Source organism: Rhizobium sp. CB2179, assembly GCF_057653455.1.
The window spans coordinates 210,337-228,610 of record NZ_JBYGKR010000005.1 but is presented as its reverse complement, the minus strand read 5'-3'; the positions used below and the strand labels follow the sequence as shown (position 1 = coordinate 228,610).

General features: G+C 60.4%; 14 protein-coding genes and 3 pseudogenes. 13 read left to right on the top strand and 4 right to left on the bottom strand.

The window, feature by feature from the left end:
• Window positions 1–110: 110 nt before the first annotated feature.
• Window positions 111–505, top strand: a pseudogene (locus tag AC244Q_RS34700) (response regulator); the annotation flags it as partial.
• Window positions 506–883: 378 nt separating this feature from the next.
• On the opposite strand, the gene AC244Q_RS34695 reads toward AC244Q_RS34700, so the two are convergent.
• The 3 genes from AC244Q_RS34695 to AC244Q_RS34685 all read right to left on the bottom strand — a co-directional run bounded on the left by AC244Q_RS34695 (window position 884) and on the right by AC244Q_RS34685 (window position 2,244).
• Window positions 884–1,474 (bottom strand): type II toxin-antitoxin system VapC family toxin, encoded by a 591-nt coding sequence (locus AC244Q_RS34695; RefSeq protein WP_128407544.1) that lies wholly within the window; start codon window positions 1,472–1,474, stop codon window positions 884–886.
• Window positions 1,464–1,760: a hypothetical protein gene (locus tag AC244Q_RS34690; RefSeq protein WP_003554796.1), complete on the bottom strand. Its 297-nt coding sequence runs from the start codon at window positions 1,758–1,760 to the stop codon at window positions 1,464–1,466. Before AC244Q_RS34690 ends, AC244Q_RS34695 begins: the two co-directional genes overlap by 11 nt.
• A gap of 100 nt (window positions 1,761–1,860) precedes the next feature.
• On the bottom strand, window positions 1,861–2,244 hold the full coding sequence (locus AC244Q_RS34685) for a response regulator (protein WP_128407543.1): 384 nt from the start codon (window positions 2,242–2,244) through the stop codon (window positions 1,861–1,863).
• A gap of 605 nt (window positions 2,245–2,849) precedes the next feature.
• Here AC244Q_RS34685 and AC244Q_RS34680 point away from each other — a divergent pair.
• The 5 genes and pseudogenes from AC244Q_RS34680 to AC244Q_RS34660 form a co-directional block, all read left to right on the top strand.
• Window positions 2,850–3,752 carry a LysR family transcriptional regulator gene (locus tag AC244Q_RS34680; RefSeq protein ID WP_012760372.1) on the top strand — a complete coding sequence of 301 codons (903 nt, stop codon included), beginning with the start codon at window positions 2,850–2,852 and terminating at the stop codon, window positions 3,750–3,752.
• 119 nt (window positions 3,753–3,871) lie between these two features.
• Window positions 3,872–4,767, top strand: a pseudogene (locus AC244Q_RS34675) (NAD-dependent epimerase/dehydratase family protein).
• 51 nt (window positions 4,768–4,818) lie between these two features.
• Window positions 4,819–5,787, top strand: coding sequence for an aldo/keto reductase (locus tag AC244Q_RS34670; protein ID WP_003554800.1), 969 nt, complete (start codon window positions 4,819–4,821; stop codon window positions 5,785–5,787).
• Window positions 5,788–5,962: 175 nt separating this feature from the next.
• The gene (locus tag AC244Q_RS34665; protein ID WP_431673204.1) at window positions 5,963–6,994 is read left to right on the top strand and encodes an aldo/keto reductase; all 1,032 of its coding nucleotides are present in this window, start codon (window positions 5,963–5,965) and stop codon (window positions 6,992–6,994) included.
• Window positions 6,995–7,038: 44 nt separating this feature from the next.
• Window positions 7,039–7,560: pseudogene (locus AC244Q_RS34660) on the top strand (MFS transporter); the annotation flags it as partial.
• 57 nt (window positions 7,561–7,617) lie between these two features.
• Here AC244Q_RS34660 and AC244Q_RS34655 read toward each other — a convergent pair.
• Entirely contained in the window at window positions 7,618–8,457 is an 840-nt protein-coding gene (locus AC244Q_RS34655) for an SDR family NAD(P)-dependent oxidoreductase (protein ID WP_003554802.1), read from the bottom strand.
• Between the two features lie 117 nt (window positions 8,458–8,574).
• Here AC244Q_RS34655 and AC244Q_RS34650 point away from each other — a divergent pair, with 117 nt between their 5' ends.
• From AC244Q_RS34650 to AC244Q_RS34620, 7 genes are all read left to right on the top strand, one after another.
• A complete protein-coding gene (locus AC244Q_RS34650) occupies window positions 8,575–9,882 on the top strand; it encodes an extracellular solute-binding protein (RefSeq protein ID WP_128408221.1) in 1,308 nt (435 codons plus the stop codon).
• A complete protein-coding gene (locus AC244Q_RS34645; protein WP_128408222.1) occupies window positions 9,882–10,841 on the top strand; it encodes a carbohydrate ABC transporter permease in 960 nt (319 codons plus the stop codon). The genes AC244Q_RS34650 and AC244Q_RS34645 overlap by 1 nt, the downstream gene beginning before the upstream one ends.
• Window positions 10,838–11,659 carry a carbohydrate ABC transporter permease gene (locus AC244Q_RS34640; RefSeq protein ID WP_003554805.1) on the top strand — a complete coding sequence of 274 codons (822 nt, stop codon included), beginning with the start codon at window positions 10,838–10,840 and terminating at the stop codon, window positions 11,657–11,659. Before AC244Q_RS34645 ends, AC244Q_RS34640 begins: the two co-directional genes overlap by 4 nt.
• Window positions 11,660–11,663: 4 nt before the next feature.
• On the top strand, window positions 11,664–13,715 hold the full coding sequence (locus AC244Q_RS34635) for a beta-galactosidase trimerization domain-containing protein (RefSeq protein ID WP_128408223.1): 2,052 nt from the start codon (window positions 11,664–11,666) through the stop codon (window positions 13,713–13,715).
• Between the two features lie 140 nt (window positions 13,716–13,855).
• Window positions 13,856–14,890 carry a LacI family DNA-binding transcriptional regulator gene (locus tag AC244Q_RS34630; RefSeq protein ID WP_003554807.1) on the top strand — a complete coding sequence of 345 codons (1,035 nt, stop codon included), beginning with the start codon at window positions 13,856–13,858 and terminating at the stop codon, window positions 14,888–14,890.
• A gap of 37 nt (window positions 14,891–14,927) precedes the next feature.
• Window positions 14,928–16,025 (top strand): ABC transporter ATP-binding protein, encoded by a 1,098-nt coding sequence (locus tag AC244Q_RS34625; RefSeq protein WP_012760380.1) that lies wholly within the window; start codon window positions 14,928–14,930, stop codon window positions 16,023–16,025.
• Between the two features lie 2 nt (window positions 16,026–16,027).
• Window positions 16,028–18,271 (top strand): glycoside hydrolase family 95 protein, encoded by a 2,244-nt coding sequence (locus AC244Q_RS34620; protein WP_128408224.1) that lies wholly within the window; start codon window positions 16,028–16,030, stop codon window positions 18,269–18,271.
• The last annotated feature ends 3 nt before the right edge of the window (window positions 18,272–18,274 follow it).

Genomic DNA, 18,274 nt, shown 5'->3' with positions numbered 1-18,274 from the left:
AGGGATCGCGATGTTAATGTCGGTCAAGAACGTGTTAAGTTAGGTAAAACTGCTGTATTCCCCGCCTGCTAGCCTTAAGCTGCACCCATCTAATTGACGGGTGCAATTACATGACCAACGTGCTTTTGATCGATGATGATATCGAGCTTACGAATTTGCTCGGCGAATACCTGACCGAGGAGGGTTTCGTTGTCGAGACAACCGCGGATGGTAGGATCGGTGTTGCCGAAGCGATGTCGCCTTCAACCGATATCGTCGTTCTGGATATCATGATGCCCCGCATGAGCGGCATTGAGGTCTTGCGGAAAATTCGACAGGTAAGCGACGTGCCCGTGTTGATGCTGACGGCTCGTGGAGATGATGTCGACCGCATTTCCGGTCTCAATCTCGGGGCGGATGATTACGTCCTTGTTCACCGGGCGAGCTTGCGGCACGGATCCGTGCGATCTGCCTTGGCTTGGCGATCACACGTCGGGCGGCAGAATGGCACGGTGGTTCGGCAACCGCGCAAAACAAGGCGACTGGGGGTCTGAGTGTGGCCAACACTCTTCCAGCTTTAGGGCTACATCGAGCAACGGCGCTAGCTTCCTAGCGTCGACGGGTGACGTTCGACCGGACGTCGCGCATCGCATTCGAGATGCCAATCAATGCTGCTTAACGCGGGGTGGGGCGTGATCTGATCGACCGAGGCGGTCGTACCTTGCTCTGACAACGGCGGGCGTCAAGGTTCTCGGCGGCGGCGCGCATCACCTACCGGATCGAGCCGGCCGCCACAAAACGCAGAATACCTGCGTATGCCGCGGGCAGTTGACATCTGTTGTCGGTGCCAGCCCCAGCTGTTCCAGTTCGTGCAGAATAGCGACCGAGAGTGAGAACTGGGCGTTCATAATGATCGCGCCCCCACTCGGGCTCGATAGAGGATGACCCGACCGGTCGGTATGATCTGTGAGAGGAAATCGAAGTCGCGGACATTGCCAGTCAGCACGCTCGCACCCAGCTGCCGTGCCTGCAAGAAGACCATGGCGTCATTGACGAAGCGGCGCTCATGTCGCTCCCCCTTTGGCAGGCTGCTCAGACGAAAGAGCAGACCCGCCAACACGCCGGCATGTCCCCAGATGGCTGCATCTGGGGCGTGAAGTCGGTGTTCCGGAATGTCATCGACCGTCGCCGCGATTGTGTCGAGGACCGCCTTTGTTGAGGCGTGCCCGGGGTCCAGTCGGCCGAAGGCATGGGTCAACTCAGACAGGCAGACCGCCGAATGGTGGCATAGTCGATACGTAATCAGCCTATCGACCTCCACCGGCGAGCGCCCTTGAAGCACATCCAGATAGACGCTGGTGTCCAGGAACAGAGGCCCTCCAATTGCCGGTTCGTCAGCAACCCAGGGAAGATCTTCGTCGGGCCTGCGCTCGAGCGACCCGACGTGCTTCTGGGGTTTTAGTGATCGGAGGGCTTCAGAGAGATCAAATCCCAAGATCGATATCCGTCGGGATGCGGCCCTTGCGGCCCACCAGGCGCGAGCCGAAGTCGTCTTCGAGAGCCAGCCGTGAAAGCGCCAATTCCAGCAGCTCGGTGTCGGAGGTAACATGGGCCCGCTTCTTAGCTGCCTCGATCAGCTCCGAAGGCACTCGCCCCGACAAGCGGGTATTCTTCGCCGTGCCAAGGAGACCGACGGCCTTCGCTTGCTCGAGCACGAGCTTGTTGCGGGCTAACGCGACCTTCGCTTCGCGTTCCGCCGCACTTTGTGGTTGGGTGCCCATGAGATGCTCCTGCGTTGAACAGAATATAGATTGCGTTGAACGGGAAGGCAAGCTTCCATAGCGGTCGGCAGGTTGCGATCCAGGCGTTCTCGGCAAATCATCATGGCAATGACGACGGGGACATTGGTGGATCCTCGCCGTCGTCTCGACGGCTGCGAGTTTGGAGCTCCAGGGAGCCGGGCGTTTCGAGGAACGCGAACGCCTCGTCGCCGGAAGTCGCCTCGGCTACGTAGTAGCCGGCATCGCGGATCATCTCCGAGATGTCGATCAAAATCAGCGGGTCGACGACCATCGAAGCATCGGCGAACACCCGTTCGGCCTTGAAACGGTCGGCGGCATTCTGCGTGGTTAACCTTTCGTGACCCAGGTCAGTGGGGGAAGTCAGCGGGGTTAGCGACAAGGGAACTGCCGTCGACGAGGGCATTGCGGAAAAGGATTTTGCGGCGTTGCAATAGATCATGACGCAGCGCAATATAACCGTCATGAACTCGTGCAATTGGGCGCCGTGCGATGAGGATCTGCATCTATAAGTCGGACAGAGCGCCTGAGCTTACCCTCATGCTGCGAGAGGGTTTGCCCTTTCCTCTTGATGCTGACGTCGACAAATGGACCAAAATCAAGGTCGTAACCGACAGGGAAATGAGAGCAGATCTTTTGATTGAGATCAGCGGTGCGGGATACCTGTTAGTTCGACTTGGCGCCATTCGCCGCCATTAGGCAATAGCGCGGCCATTGCCGTCGCGTTGTCGCGCCACCTCGTGGCATCCAAATTGCAAATAGGATCCCGAGCTGCAGGGCACGTGGTCGGGACGTGCTCGACAATGACCGCGCCTCGGAAAGAACCCACGGAACCATCGCAACATTGGCCAACGCAGCTCAGGGCGCTCCGACATCAGGTCGTAGAGCGCCCTCACGCTTTCGATACCATGGCCGGAGATTGAAAGGCTCTATGATACAGGGTAATTCTGTGATCAGCAGTGGAGAATCCGAGCCGGTAAAGCAGGATCCGGGTGCTGAGTTGCACCGAACGAGCTAGAGCCTTTAAGACCGGTTGCGAAGTATCGCCAAATTAGCCTCCTGAGATCAATAATGCAGTTCAAGCGCAATGAAATTCACGAGCTGTCGATCTTTCTCGCGATAGTCCAATACCGTAGTTTTCGCAAAGCGGCGGATCACCTAGAAGTAACGGCTTCCGCCCTGAGCCACAGCATGAAGGCGCTTGAGCAAAGGCTGGGCGTGCGCCTCCTTAATCGAACCAGCCGCAGCGTTGCACCAACCGCCGCCGGAACAGCCCTCGCCGAGAAGATCTCTGCCGGGCTCGAGCTTATCAACTCCGGATTGGAGGACTTGAACGGACATTATCAAGGTGGCGCCGGCAGCATTCGCATCAATGTTCTGAAAGATGCCGCCGTTCTGCTTTTGCGGCCAGCCATTCCGGTGTTCCAGCAACGCTTCCCGAATGTCGAGCTTGAGGTCGCCGTGGATGACCAGTTCATCGATGTCACCGCGGACGGGTTCGATGCCGGTATTCGGTACAGCGGCACCATCCCGGAAGACATGATCGCAGTTCCTCTCACTCCTCCTTTAAAGTGGGTCGCGGTTGCTGCCCCTGATTATCTCAGAAGTCATGGTCGCCCTGTCATGCCGGAGGACCTCAATTCCCACCACTGCATCCGGATACGGACGGGCCGCGGCCAGATCTACAAGTGGGAATTCGAACGCGGCGATGACCGGCGCGAGATCGACGTTCCCGGAGCGCTGATATCAGGCGAAACCGATCTTGCCATCAATGCGGCTCTGGAAGGCGCCGGGTTGTGCTATTGCCTGGAACGGTTGGCAAGCCCCTACGTTTCCGCAGGCCGCCTGGAAGTCGTCCTTCCCAAATGGGCATCGATGGGCCCGCCGTTTTCGATGTATTATTCCAGCCGGCGGCAGCTTCCCTTCGGCGTCGACGCGCTGATCAAGATCGTTCGCGGCTTGAACGGATTTTAGCGACGGTTTCCAATCGATGAGCCTGATTCATCGGTACAGTGATTTCCACTCTATTGATTCATCGCTCTCCCGCGTTGTACCGCTTCCATCGAACCTTCATCAGGAAGCGGACACATCACATGAGCAAGCGGATCATCTTTACCGGCGGTAGCGGCAAGGCCGGCCGCCATGCGGTTCCATATCTGGTGGGGAAAGGACACAAGGTCCGCAACCTCGACCTCGTTCCCTTGAACTGCCCCGGCGTGCAGACGTTGATCACCGATCTCAGCGATAGCGGCCAGACCTTCAACGCCTTGTCGATGCATTTCAGCGGCGAGGATCTGCAGGCGCCGGGCGGACCGGCCAAGGTCGATGCCGTCGTGCATTTCGCCGCTATACCGAGCCTGCTGCTCAAGCCCGACAACCAGACTTTTTTGGTCAATGCGGCCTCGACCTACAACGTCATCGAAGCGGCGGTGAAGCTCGGCCTCCCAAGGTGATCATCGCGTCGAGCGAAACCACGTACGGCGTTTGTTTTGCCGAGGGCGACAAGGATTTCCATTCGTTTCCGCTCGAAGAAGACTATGACATCGACCCGATGGACAGCTATGGGCTCTCCAAGGTCGTTAACGAGAAGACGGCCCGCGCCTTTGCGATGCGCAGCGGCATCGACATCTACGCCCTGCGGATCGCCAACGTCATCGAACCGCATGAATATGAGCGTTTTCCGGGCTTCCTTGCCGATCCGCCATCGCGCAAGCGCAACGCCTGGAGCTACATCGATGCCCGCGATCTCGGGCAGATCGTCGATCTTTGCCTGCGGGCCGACGGCCTCGGTTTCCAGGTCTTCAATGCCGTCAACGACACGATCACGGCAAGCGAGCCAACGCGGGATTTCCTCGGCAAATGGGCGACGAACACGCCGATCCTCCGGGAGCTCGGCGAATTCGAAGCGCCGCTCTCGAACCGGAAGATCCGGGAGGTTCTCGGTTTCAAGGAAGAACACAACTGGCGAAAATACGTTACCGGCGCATGATGCCGCGAGGCGCATTCCGGCACCGCCGATCAACAACTTTGAGGAAAGACCATGAAGACCACAAGACTTGGCAAGACAGGGCTGGAAGTCAGCCGCATCTGCTTCGGCTGCATGTCCTTTGGCAAGCAGACCGACGAACGCCCGTGGGTTCTGGGGCTCGAAGAGGCGCGGCCACTTTATAAGCGCGCATGGGACGCCGGCATCAATTTCTTCGATACGGCTAATGTCTATGCGCAGGGCACCAGCGAAGAGATCACCGGCGTCCTGCTCAAGGAACTGGCGCCCCGCCAGGAGATCGTGCTGGCGACCAAGGTCTTCGGCCGCATGCGTCCCGGGCCGAACGGCCAGGGTCTTTCCCGCGCCGCGATCCTTAGCGAGATCGACAACAGCCTGCGCCGCCTCGGCACCGACTATGTCGATCTCTACCAGATCCACCGCTTCGACCCGTTCACCCCGGTCGAAGAAACCATGCAGGCGCTGAACGACGTCGTGCGCGCCGGCAAGGCCCGCTATATCGGCGCATCCTCGATGTGGGCCTGGCAGTTTTCCAAGCTCCAGCATGCAGCCGAGGTCAACGGCTGGACGAAGTTCGTTTCGATGCAGAACCAGGTCAGCCTCACCTATCGCGAGGAAGAACGCGAAATGCTGCCGCTCTGCAGCGATCAGGGTATCGCCGTCCTTCCTTGGAGCCCCCTTGCCGGCGGCAAGCTGACCCGTCCCTGGGGCACCGAGACCAAGCGCGCCACCACCGACCGCTACAACAAGAGCATGTATGAGAAGACCGGCGATCGGGACGTCGTCGAGGCCGTCGAAGCCGTCGCCAAGGCGCGCAAGACGTCCATGGCGCAGGTCGCGATGGCCTGGGTGCTGCAGAAGCCGGTCGTTACCTCGCCGATCGTCGGCGTCAGCAAGATGAGCCATCTCGAGGATGCGATCGCCGCGGTCGGCTTCGAACTCACCGGTGATGACGTCAAGGCGCTCGAAGCCCCCTACAAATCGCTGCACGTCGCCGGTTTCTGACGACAACGCCGCGCGGCTTTTCACAACATTGTAGCATTTTTGAATTGCTGCATTACGGCGGTTGGTGCCCGTTTGGGACGTGTGAAGGCAGTTCGCTGCTCGTTCATTCACCGCCGTCGACATCGAAATGACAGCCGCCATTGATGCCGCGGTTGTGTTCAAAGAGGAGGAAAAGATGGATTATCGCAAGCTCGGTCCCAGCGGGACCGTCGTCACCGCCTATTGCCTCGGCACCATGACCTTCGGCGCGGAGGCCGACGAGGCCGCCTCGCACAAGCTGCTCGACGATTATTTCGCCTGGGGCGGCAATTTCATCGATACCGCCGATGTCTACAGCGCCGGCAAGTCGGAAGAGATCATCGGACGCTGGCTGAAGGCCCGCCCGACCGAGGCCCGCCAAGCGATCGTCGCCACCAAGGGACGCTTTCCGATGGGCAACGGACCCAATGATATCGGCCTGTCGCGCCGGCATCTTAGCCAGGCGCTCGACGATTCGCTCCGCCGCCTCGACCTCGAGCAGATCGACCTCTACCAGATGCATGCCTGGGACGCGCTGACGCCGATCGAAGAGACGCTGCGTTTCCTCGATGATGCGGTATCCTCCGGCAAGATCGGCTATTACGGCTTCTCCAATTATGTCGGCTGGCACATTGCCAAGGCCTCGGAGATCGCCAAGGCGCGCGGCTATACCCGTCCGGTGACGCTGCAGCCGCAATATAACCTGCTGGTGCGCGACATCGAACTCGAGATCGTCGCGGCCTGCCAGGATGCCGGCATGGGTCTGTTGCCGTGGTCACCGCTCGGCGGCGGCTGGCTGACCGGCAAGTACAAGCGCGACGAGATGCCGACCGGCGCCACCCGCCTCGGTGAAAACCCCAATCGCGGCGGCGAATCCTATGCGCCGCGCAATGCGCTGGAGAGAACCTGGGCGATCATCGCTGTCGTCGAAGAGATCGCCAAGGTGCATGGTGTCAGCATGGCGCAGGTGGCGCTCGCCTGGACAGCGGCGCAGCCGGCGATCACCTCCGTGATCCTCGGCGCCCGCACACCGAAACAGCTCGCCGACAATCTCGGCGCCATGAAGCTCAAACTCTCCGACGACGAGATGGCGAGACTGAACGAGGTGAGCGCGCCTCAGCCGTTCGACTATCCCTACGGCAAGGGCGGCATCAACCAGCGCCATCGCAAGATCGAGGGTGGGCGGTAGTTCGTGGACTGGGACGGTGGCCGAGCCGCCGTCCGGTTCGCCTCGTCACGGCGCTTTTCTCATCGGTCGTCCGCCAAAGCGGGCATTTCGATGGAACTCCATCTCGCCGTGACCTTTGTCGGGGTTGTTGTCCTCGGCATACGCTGGCGCGGATCGCGTTGCATGAAGGCAAGGCACCGCTGGTAGCGCTTCCCACCTGGGGCCTCATGCCGCTGTGCGTGATCGGCATCGCGGCCTTTCTCGTCGAAGGCGCCGGGATCGACTGGTCGGCGATCTATATGCGCGATGTGTTTTCGGTCGAGCCCTTCATTGGCGGACCGGGATTGACGCTCTTTACCTTCTGCATGGCGCTGGCGCGCCTGTTCGTCGATCCGCTGGTCGATCGGTTTGGCGCGCGGGCCGTCGCCACGATGTTGCTTGTTCTTTCGGCCATCGGCATCTGCGCCGTGTCGGGGGCGCCGCATCCCTATGTCGCGCTGGCGGGCTTTGCCTTGATGGGCGCCGGCTGCAGCGCGGTCTATCCTCTCGCTGTCTCGGCGGCGGCCCAACGCACCGATCGCGCGGCGCTCCGGGCTGCCGGCCAAGGCAGCGCTGCTACTGCTCGGCGCGCCGTTTCATCGCCATCAGAGTTTCTGCTGCTCTATCGCGCTGAAACGCAATGCCCTTCCATCGGCTTCAGCCAAAGCGTCCATTTCCTTTTCCAGCACATCTCGATCGTCGACGCCGCGCAACAGGCGACCAGCAAGCACATCGAAACGGCCGGCGGCGATGTCCGCGATAAGAAGTGCAGCTCGAGAAGGGTGGATATCGATGCCATCGTCGAAGAGCTGCTGGATGGCGGGCAGATAAGTTTTGCCTGCCTCCGAAAACAACTGCTTTTCCGTCATGTCAGTGCGTACGAGCCCCGGGTCGACGGCAAAGGCGCGTACGCCATGAGCGATCGTCGTATCATTGAGACACTCGGTCAGCCGCATGATCGCTGCTTTACTCGATGCGTATCCAGAACCGTGCGGGAAACTGTTGCCCGTCCCTCCGCCAACGAGATTGATGATCCGGCCTCTGCCGCGCGCCAACATGGTCGAACAAGCCGTGCGGGAGGTGTGAAACGTCCCTTGCAAGTTGATCTCCACATCCCGCCACCAGGCAACAGGATCACACTCCCATATTGGTCCGAAAGCCTGGAAGGAACCGTGATTGTTGACTAACGTATCAACCTGACCGAACTCAGATGCGATCCGCGCAAAAGCATTTTCGACGGCGCTGTATTGGGTGACGTCGGTCGTCACAGCGATCGCTTGCCCGCCCTCATCTTCAATCAGCGAGACTGTTTCCTCGATCTCAGTGGCGGTTCGTGCAAGCACTGCGACCTTGGCGCCTTCGCGCGCCTGCCAAAGGGCGATCTCCCGACCGATTCCTCTACCGCCACCGGTGACGACCGCTACGCTGTGCTTAAGCCGGGTCATTTTATGCTCCTATGTTTTGCAGCACTATCAGATAAACCCTTGCTAGTTTCAAGATAGATGATAACGTTTCAATTAAATTGGTGCGAATGGCAAAGTCAACGTTTGGGAGGATGTGACATGACCAACAGCAGTGGATTCTCACATGAGATACGTCGCCGCACCCTGCTTGCGGGTGCGGGAGGTGCCGCATTGATGGCGCTGGCGGGCAGCGCCAAAGCGCAGGATATCGTCAGTGGCGAACTTGTGGTGCTGAATTGGCTCGGCGGTTCCGAGCTCGACATGATGCATAAGATCCAGAATGCATTTACCGCGAAATATCCGAAAGTGACGATCAGGGAAGTTGCCATTACCGGCCAAGGAGACATGCGCGGTGGCATCCGCACGGCACTCATGGGCGGCGAAGTGGTCGATGTCCTCTACAACACCTGGCCGGCCTTCCGGAAGGAATTGCTCGATGCCGGCATGCTGCGGCCGATCGACGACCAATGGAAATCCTTCGGCTGGGACAGGCTCATCAGCCAATCCTGGAAGGATCTCGGCGCTATAGCCGGCAAGACCTATGGCCTGACCTACACCTTTGGCGACCGCTCCGGCATCTGGTACAAGAAGGAGCACCTTGCCAAGGCGGGCATCACCGAGCCGCCGAGGAGCTGGGACGAGTTCGTCGCCAGCTTTGCGAAGCTTACAAAAGCTGGGTTCGCGGCTCCGGTCGCTATTCCCGGCAAATACTGGGCGCATGCCGAATGGTTTGAAACGCTGCTGCTGAGAACGGCAGGCGTCGAGACGGCTTCGAAGCTAGGCGCGCACGAAATTTCGTGGACCGATCCGGCCGTGAAGAATGCGCTTACAAAATATGCCGAAATGTTGACCGCGGGCTGCTGCGGAGCGCCGAACAGCATGCTCGCCAACGACTGGGACGGGGAAGCCGACCAAATCTTCCAGGCGAATGCCAAAAATTACCTGCTGATCGGCATGTGGATGAATAACCGCGCCAAGAACGACTACAAACTCACCGAAGGTAAGGATTACGGTCTCTTCCAGTTCCCCGCCCTCGGGATGGGTCATGACGACACGTCGAGCGTCGATACCAAGGAACTGCTCGTCACGGCAAACGGCCCCAATCCGAAGGCAGCAGACGCCTTCCTCGATTTCTGGACAAGCGCCGAGGCCGCCAACATTCTTGCCAAGAACGGCTATGCGTCACCAAGCAGCAATACCGACACGTCGCTCTATGGCGAGACGCAGAAGGTGGCGACATCAGCGGTCGCAAGCTCGAAGCTGCAATTCGTGCTCGGAGATCTCTTGCCCGGCGATCTCGTCGATGAATATCGGGTGCAACTGCAGAAATTTCTCCAGGATCCCTCGGCTGCCAATATCGATTCCGTCCTTGCGGCAATCGAAACCAAGGCCCAGGGATACTACTGATGGCCGGCACCTCGGCTTCCCCGGCGCGGGAGGCGGCGGGCGTGATGCAGGTTTCGCCGCTGGCGGTCAGCATTCAAGGCCGTCGGCGTCTGCTCAGGGACACGCCCGCCGCATTGATCCTGATCGCACCCGTCATCGTGCTCTTTGCCGTCGCCGTCGTCTATCCGCTGGTGGAGACTATCCGCTTGAGCTTCTGGGACATACAGGGCCTGCGGAAGCCTTCCTTCATCGGCTTCGGCAATTATGTGCGGCTGTTTTCGGACGCCGCCTTTCGCAGCACGCTGCTAACGACCCTGATCTTCACGATCGGGACGACGGTGATTTCCGTCTCGATTGGCTGGGCTCTGGCAATGACGTGCGCGTTCGCGCCACGACAGACGCTGCCGTTCCGCGTGATGATCTTTGCCGCCTTCGGTATTTCGGAGGCAGTTTCGGGCTACATGTGGATCGGCATCTACAGGGCCGATGCCGGCGGCCTGCTCAATTCGCTGATTCAGCTTTTCGGGTTTTCCGGCTTCTCGCATGCTTGGCTCGGTGACGCCAATACCGCACTGTGGGCGCTCATCATAGCCGCATCGTGGAGCGGCGTGGGCTTGCCCTTAATGCTGATCTTCGCCGCCATCCAGGCAATCCCGAAATCCGTGCTCGAGGCAGCCTATATGGACGGCGCCAAGCCGCTCTCGACCATGCGCCATATCATGATGCCGCTGTCGATGCCCGGCGTGCGTGTCGCGGTTTTCATCAATCTTCTGGGTTCGCTGCGCGCCTTCGACATCATCTACATCCTGACGGGCGGCGGACCGGTGCGCTCAACCGAGACGGTCGGCTATTTCATGTACCGGGAATCCATGACCCAGTTCAAACTGGGCTACGGCGCCGCCGCGACCGTCATCCTGCTGCTGGCCGTGCTCATCGTCTCGATCCCCGCCATCATCCAGCGAACGGCAGGTGCGAAATGATCGGCAAGGCTCCCCGCTGGATTGTCATCTTCGTCGGCATCATCGCTTGCATCTGGGTCATCCCAATCGTCGGTATCGTTGTTACCTCCCTGCGTCCTCCCGAGGGCGTCTCGCTTGGCTGGTGGCACTTCGAGCGCTTCGATCTGACCTTCGACGCGTGGCACCGCGTCTGGGACAAATATCCGCTGTCCCAATCCATGTGGGTGACGATGAAAACAGCGGGGATCGCGACGGCGCTGACGATGCTTTTGACGCCGGCGGCGGCCTACGCCTTTCATTTCCTCAATTTCCCGTTCCGCCGCATCTTGCTGATCATCATCATCAACGCATTCGTGTTGCCGCAGCAGGTTGTCATCATTCCGCTCTTCACGCTGTGGCGCGATCTCGGGCTGATCGACAACATTCTCTCCGTTCTCATTCCCTATGTCGGGATGTCCTTTGCTTGGTCGATCTTCCTCGTCAAAAATTTCTTCGAGGATTTCCCGCGCGAACTAGTGGAAGCCGCCAAGATTGACGGCTGCGGACCGATTGCGACTTTCCGTCATGTGGTACTGCCGAACAGCCTGTCGCCGATCTTCGCCGTCGGAATCCTGCAGTTCCTCTGGACCTGGAACGCCCTGCTGCTGCCGATGCTTTTCCTGCGCAACGACATACCCCTGCCCGTGCTGCTTGCCCGCATCTCCGGCAGCTACGAGATCAATTGGGACTTGCGCTCGGTGGCGGCGATCATCACGACAATCGTTCCCCTCCTCGTCTTTCTTGTCTTCCAACGTCAGTTCGCCGCCGGCTCTCAAACCCGCACCGGCGCAAAGGAATAGGACCATGCCGAACACCAAAAACAAGCCGTTGCGCTACCGCCAGATCCATCTCGACTTCCATACGTCGGAACATATTCCCGGCATCGGCGCCGACTTCGATCCGGATATCTTCGTTTCAACGCTGAAGGCGGCGCATGTCGACTCGATTACGATCTTCGCCAAGTGCCATCACGGCTGGTCCTACTATCCGACCAAGGTCGGCAAGCCGCATCCGCGGCTGGCCCGCCCGGACCTCCTCGGCGACATGGTGAAGGCGCTGTCGGCAGGCGATATCGAAAGCCCGATCTATATATCGGTACAGTGGGACGAGCTGACGGCGCGCGAACATCCCGAATGGCGCGCCATGACCGCGTCGAACCAATACCACCACGACCGTCCGGACGACCCTTCGGCGGGTAAGCAGCTCAGCCCGGCGTGGCATACGCTCTGCCTCAACCATGCCGGCCTACGGAAATACATTCTCGACCAGGCGCGCGAAGTCGCGCAAAGCTATCCCACGCAGGGTCTGTTCTTCGATATCATCCTCACGCCGGATTGTGTCTGCCCGGCTTGCATCGAGCGCATGCAGTGCGAGGGTCTCGATCCGGAAAATTCGGCGGACCGGCTGAAGAACGACGAGGCCGTCAACGAACAGTTCCGCCGCGAAACGAGCGAGGCGCTGTTTAAGGAGTTCCCCAATCTTCGCGTCTTCTACAATTGCGGACATATCCACAAGCAGGGCCCGAAGCGCTTTTCCACCTATTCTCATCTCGAGCTCGAAAGCCTGCCGACCGGCGGTTGGGGTTACGATCACTTTCCGTCCAGCGCGCGCTACGCGGCAACGCTCGGCATGGATTTCCTGGCTCATACAGGCAAGTTCCACACTTCGTGGGGCGAGTTCGGCGGTTTCAAGCACCCTGACGCACTGGAATATGAATGTGCGCAGATGATCGCGCTCGGATCGAAGTGCCTGGTGGGCGACCAGCTGCATCCGAACGGCGCCATCAATCCTGATACCTATGCCTCGATCGCGCCGGCCTATCGACGCGTCGAAAAGCTGGAGCCGTTTCTGCATGGAGCCAAGCAGGTCTCCGAGATCGCCATATTGTCGGCCGAGCATATGAACCCCAAGGGCGCGCGCAACCATCCGAGCGACGATGGCGCGGCACAGATGCTGCAGGAACTGAAGCGGCCCTTCGACGTGCTCGACAGTTCCGCTCGTTTCGAGGAATACCGGCTGCTGATCCTGCCGGACGAAATCCCGGTCGATGCCGCGCTTGCGTCGCGGCTGAAAGCCTATCTCGCCAGTGGCGGCAAGATCATCGCCTCCTGGCATTCGGGCATCGGGGATGATGGTGCATTTGCCGTCGATTTCGGCATCGAGCGGCAGCCAACGCCAGTCGCGTTCAAACCGAGCTATGTGAAGGCAGGCAAGGACCTTGATCCGTCCATGCCGGAAACGGCTTTCGTTTTCTACGATGAAGCCGAAACCGTCCGCCCGGTCGACGCAACGGTGCTGGCCGCTATCTACCCCTCCTACTTCAACCGGTCTTACAAACATTTCTGCTCGCACCAGCATGCTCCGGACGATACAGCCGCTGATATGCTTGGCGCTGCCGTGACCGAGCATGGGGGCACCGCTTATATCGCCTACCCGATCTTTCGGCTTTACCGGGCCATCGGTCAGCCGCTCTATAAATATGTCGTTCGCGGGCTTCTCGATCGTCTCGTTCCCGATCCGGCGATGGTTACCGATCTTCCCTCATCCGGCCGGGCAACGCTGACCCGACAGATTGGGCACAATCGCCACATCCTGCATCTTCTCTACGGACCGCCGCAGATCCGCGGCAAGGATGTTCGTGGCGATGACGGCTCGACACGGGTGATGGAAATGATCGAGGACATCCCGGCGATCGGCCCGGTTAACGCCAGCGTGCGGTTGCCGGCAAAGCCGAAGCGGGTTTTCGATGCCATGACCGGAGAGGATCTGGCCTGGGAAGCCGGCCCAGACGGCGCCATCAGCATCACGGTACCACGACTGCGCATCCATAGTGCCGTGGTCTTCGAAGGCGCGTGATGAGGATCGACGCCTTCCATGCGTCAGACTTCGCACCGCCGCTCTCAATGCTGGTGAGCGGCCAGGCGCCGGGCTATACGAGGGAGATGGACGCGAAAACGCGTCACAATCCGATGAATAACTGCAGGAGCCCGCTTGAAATGCATGAAACGGATCGGACGGCCGGAAGGCGGCGGGGAGCCACGATCATCGACGTTGCCAGGGTGGCGGACGTCGCTGTCGGCACCGTGTCGCGCTATCTCAACGGCGAGACGGTCCGTCGCTCGAACCGCGAGCAGATCGAGCGGGCGATCCAGGAGCTCGGCTACCGGCGAAATGCGGCGGCTGCGTCTATCCGTACCGATCTAACCCATATGATCGGCTTTCTGGTCCCGACCTTCGATGAGTTTCATGCCCGCATGCTGGAGCACCTGGCCACTTCGGTCCGCTCGACTGGTCGCGCGCTCCTGACCTATTGCCATGGCGGCGATCCGCGCGTTGTTGCTGAAGCGCTGGACTTTTTCGCCGCGCAGCGCGTCGATGCGCTGATCATGGATGGTACGGCCGAAGTCTATGACCGGGTGGACGACCTGATCGAACATGACGTGCCGATCATCTTCTACAATAACGACGTGCGTGGGCTCGCGGCTGACCGGGTGATGGTCGAAAACCACCGCGCGAGCTACCGCCTAATCAGTCATTTGATCGATCTCGGCCATACGCGCATCGGCATGCTGACGGGTGACCCGCGCAATTCGTCGGGCATCGAACGCCTGGCCGGATACGAGCAGGCGCTGCGTGAGCGGGGCATCGTCGTGGATGCTTCCCTGGCAGTGCGCGGCAACTGGCGCATGGATGGCGGCTACGAGGCGACCAAGCGACTGATGTCGCTGGAGCGCCCACCCACAGCTATCTTCTCCGCCAATTACGGCATGGCGGTCGGGGCACTCAGCTGGCTAAAGGAGAACGGCCGTCACGTGCCCGACGATATCTCGCTGGCGAGCTTCGACGACGTAGCGGTCTTCCGGCTCTACGAAGCTGGCATTACCGCGGTCGCGCAGCCGGTCGCCGGCATCGCGGAAAAGATCACGGACATTCTCGTGGAACGCCTGACGGAATCCTCGAGCGGCGCGACGCACAGCATCGTTCTCGAATGCGACATCATCCTGCGAGGCTCGACGCGACGGATCACCTGACGCGCTCTGCTTGCCAAGCGGTCAAAGGGAGGAAATTTTGGCCAGCGTAGAATTGCAGAATATCGACAAAACCTATGGGAGCTTTGAGGCGATCGGCAATCTCAATCTGAGCGTCGACGATGGCTCGTTCACGGTGTTCGTCGGCCCTTCCGGCTGTGGAAAATCGACGCTGCTACGGATGATCGCCGGCCTCGAAAAGATCACGGCAGGCGACCTCAAGATCGACGGGCGGCGGATGAACGAAGCCGATCCGATCGAGCGCGGCGTGGCCATGGTTTTCCAGAACTACGCGCTCTACCCGCATATGACCGTCGAGCAGAATATCGGCTTCTCGCTACGCATGGCGGGCCTTGGAAAGGCCGAGATCCAGCGCAGCGTTGCCGTTGCGGCGGCAACACTGCAGATAGAACCGCTGATGAAGCGCAAGCCGGCGCAACTCTCCGGTGGTCAGCGTCAGCGTGTCGCCATCGGCCGGGCGATCGTGCGCAATCCCGCCGTCTTCCTGTTCGACGAGCCGCTGTCGAACCTCGACGCTGAACTCAGGGTGTCCATGCGTGTCGAGATCGCGAAACTGCACCGGCGCATCGGCGCAACGATGATCTATGTCACCCATGACCAGACGGAAGCGATGACGCTGGCCGACAAGATCGTCGTCATGCGAGCAGGCAAGATCGAGCAGACAGGGACACCGGATACGCTCTATGCCGACCCCGACAACCTCTTCGTCGCCGGTTTCATCGGCTCCCCGCGGATGAATTTCCTGGATGGCACGCTGGACCCCAATGGCGTTGTCAGGCTCGATTGCGGCGCTGTCTTCAAGACGGGCCTTTTGCACGGCGAAGGCGACATCTTGATCAAGGCCGGCATTCGGCCCGAGCACTTCACCGGACACGACGATGCCGGCGGCGCAATTGACCTCAAGGTCGACGTGGTGGAAAATCTCGGCGGCACCCGTTTCATCTATGGCACGCTGAGTTCCGGGCAGGCCGTCATCATCGAGGACCGCTCCGAGACCATCCGCCGCCCCGGGGAAAGCGTCACCGCCGGCTTCCCCGCACGAAGGGCCCTGCTCTTCGGTGGGGACGGTGAGCGCATCCGCGGGGCGCGCCCGGCAAACACCCTTCCGGCGGGGTAGTCATGACGTCTCATCTTCTCTGGTACGATGCGCCCGCACAGCTATGGACGGACGCGCTGCCGCTCGGCAACGGCCGGCTCGGGGCCATGGTCTTCGGCGATCCCCTGCGCGAACACCTGCAGATCAACGAATCCACCTTCTGGGCCGGCGGTCCCTATCAGCCCGTTAATCCAGACGCTTTTGGTCATCTGGGAACCGTGCGGCAGCTGATTTTCGACGGCCATTATGCGGACGCCGAGGCGCTGGCCGAAAAACGTCTGATGGCACGGCCGATCAAGCAGATGTCCTACCAGCCGATCGGCGATCTCCGCCTCGAATTCAAGTTCGCCGAGAGTGTCTCCGGGTATCGGCGTGCGCTCGATCTCGATACCGCCATCGCTACCTCGTCTTACACCGCCAACGGCATCGCCTACCTGCGCGAAGCCTTCGTGTCGCCGGTCGACGGTGTGCTCGTCCTACGCCTCTCGGCTGACCGGAAACGCGCGATCAGCTGCCGGATCTCCATCGACAGTCCGCAGCAGGGAGAGATGAGCATAGGAGAGGGATCGCAGTTGAGCTTTTCGGGGAAGGGCAAAGCGGAATCCGGCATTGCCGCCGCTCTCCGGTTCGCCTTTGGCGTCCGGCTTATCAACAGCGGTGGAACGGTGAACGCTTCTGGGGGAGGCTTGTCGGTAGAAGGCGCTGACGAGGTTCTGGTCTTTCTCGACGCGGCGACGAGCTTCAGGCGCTACGACGACGTGTTGGGACATCCCGAGCGCGATATCATCGATAGACTTGAAAGAGCCGCTTCGCGCGATTTCGTATCGTTGCGCGACGACCATATCGCGGAGCATCGGCGACTGTTTAGCGCATTCGCCATTGATCTCGGATCGACGCCTGCGGCGTCGCTTCCAACCGACCAACGTATCGCTGGATTCGCTGGCGGCGATGATCCGGCGCTGGCAGCGCTTTATGTCCAGTTCGGCCGCTATCTGATGATTGCCTCGTCGCGTCCCGGGACGCAACCGGCCAATCTGCAGGGCATTTGGAATGCGCAAACGGATCCACCCTGGGGCAGCAAATACACAGCCAACATCAATCTCCAGATGAACTATTGGCTGCCGGCGCCGGCCAATCTGCGCGAGTGTCTCGAGCCGCTCGTCGAAATGGCCGAAGAGCTTGCCGAGACCGGCAAGGTGATGGCACACGTACACTATCGCGCCCGCGGCTGGGTCATGCATCACAATACCGATCTCTGGCGCGCAACGGGACCGATCGACGGCGCCAAGTGGGGACTCTGGCCAATGGGCGGTATCTGGTTGATGGCGCAGCTGCTGGACGCATGCGACTACCTTGATGACGCCGAAGCGATGCGACGTCGACTATTTCCGATCGCCCTGGAGGCGGCGCACTTCCTCTTCGACGTGCTTGTTCCGTTCCCCGGCACGGATTATCTGGTGACGAACCCATCGCTTTCACCCGAAAACGCCCACCCGTACGGAGCGTCGATTTGCGCCGGTCCGGCGATGGACAGCCAACTCATCCGCGATTTTTTGGGTCTCCTGCGCCCTCTCGCGGTCTCAATCGGTGGAGAGCCCGAGCTTGTCGCCGACATCGATCGTGTGCTGCCGCGCCTTGCGCCCGACAGGATCGGCGCGAATGGCCAGTTGCAGGAATGGCTCGAAGACTGGGACATGCAGGCGCCGGAGATGCATCACCGCCATGTCTCGCATCTCTACGGCCTTTACCCGAGCTGGCAGATCGACATGGACAGAACGCCCGACCTCGCCGCCGCCGCCCGCCGTTCACTGGAGATCCGCGGGGACGAGGCGACGGGGTGGGGCATCGGCTGGCGCATCAACCTTTGGGCGCGGCTGCGCGATGGCAACCATGCTCATAACGTACTGAAACTGCTTCTCACACCGGAACGAAGCTACAAAAACCTGTTCGACGCTCATCCGCCCTTTCAGATCGACGGAAATTTCGGCGGCGCGGCAGGCATCGTGGAAATGCTCGTGCAGTCGCGTCCGGGGGAAATCCATTTACTCCCTGCGTTGCCGACGGCATGGCCGGGCGGCAGTATCCGTGGCTTGCGCCTTCGCGGCGGCATGCTGCTCGACCTTGATTGGGAGGATGGCGAACCGCTGACGATTAGGCTCACGGCCTCGCGCAATGTCAGCTCGATCCTTCGCTTCGGCCAAACGCGACGCAAAGTCGATCTCGTCGCTGGCGAAAGCTTTTTCGACGGCGGAAGCGAGTTCCGCTAAATC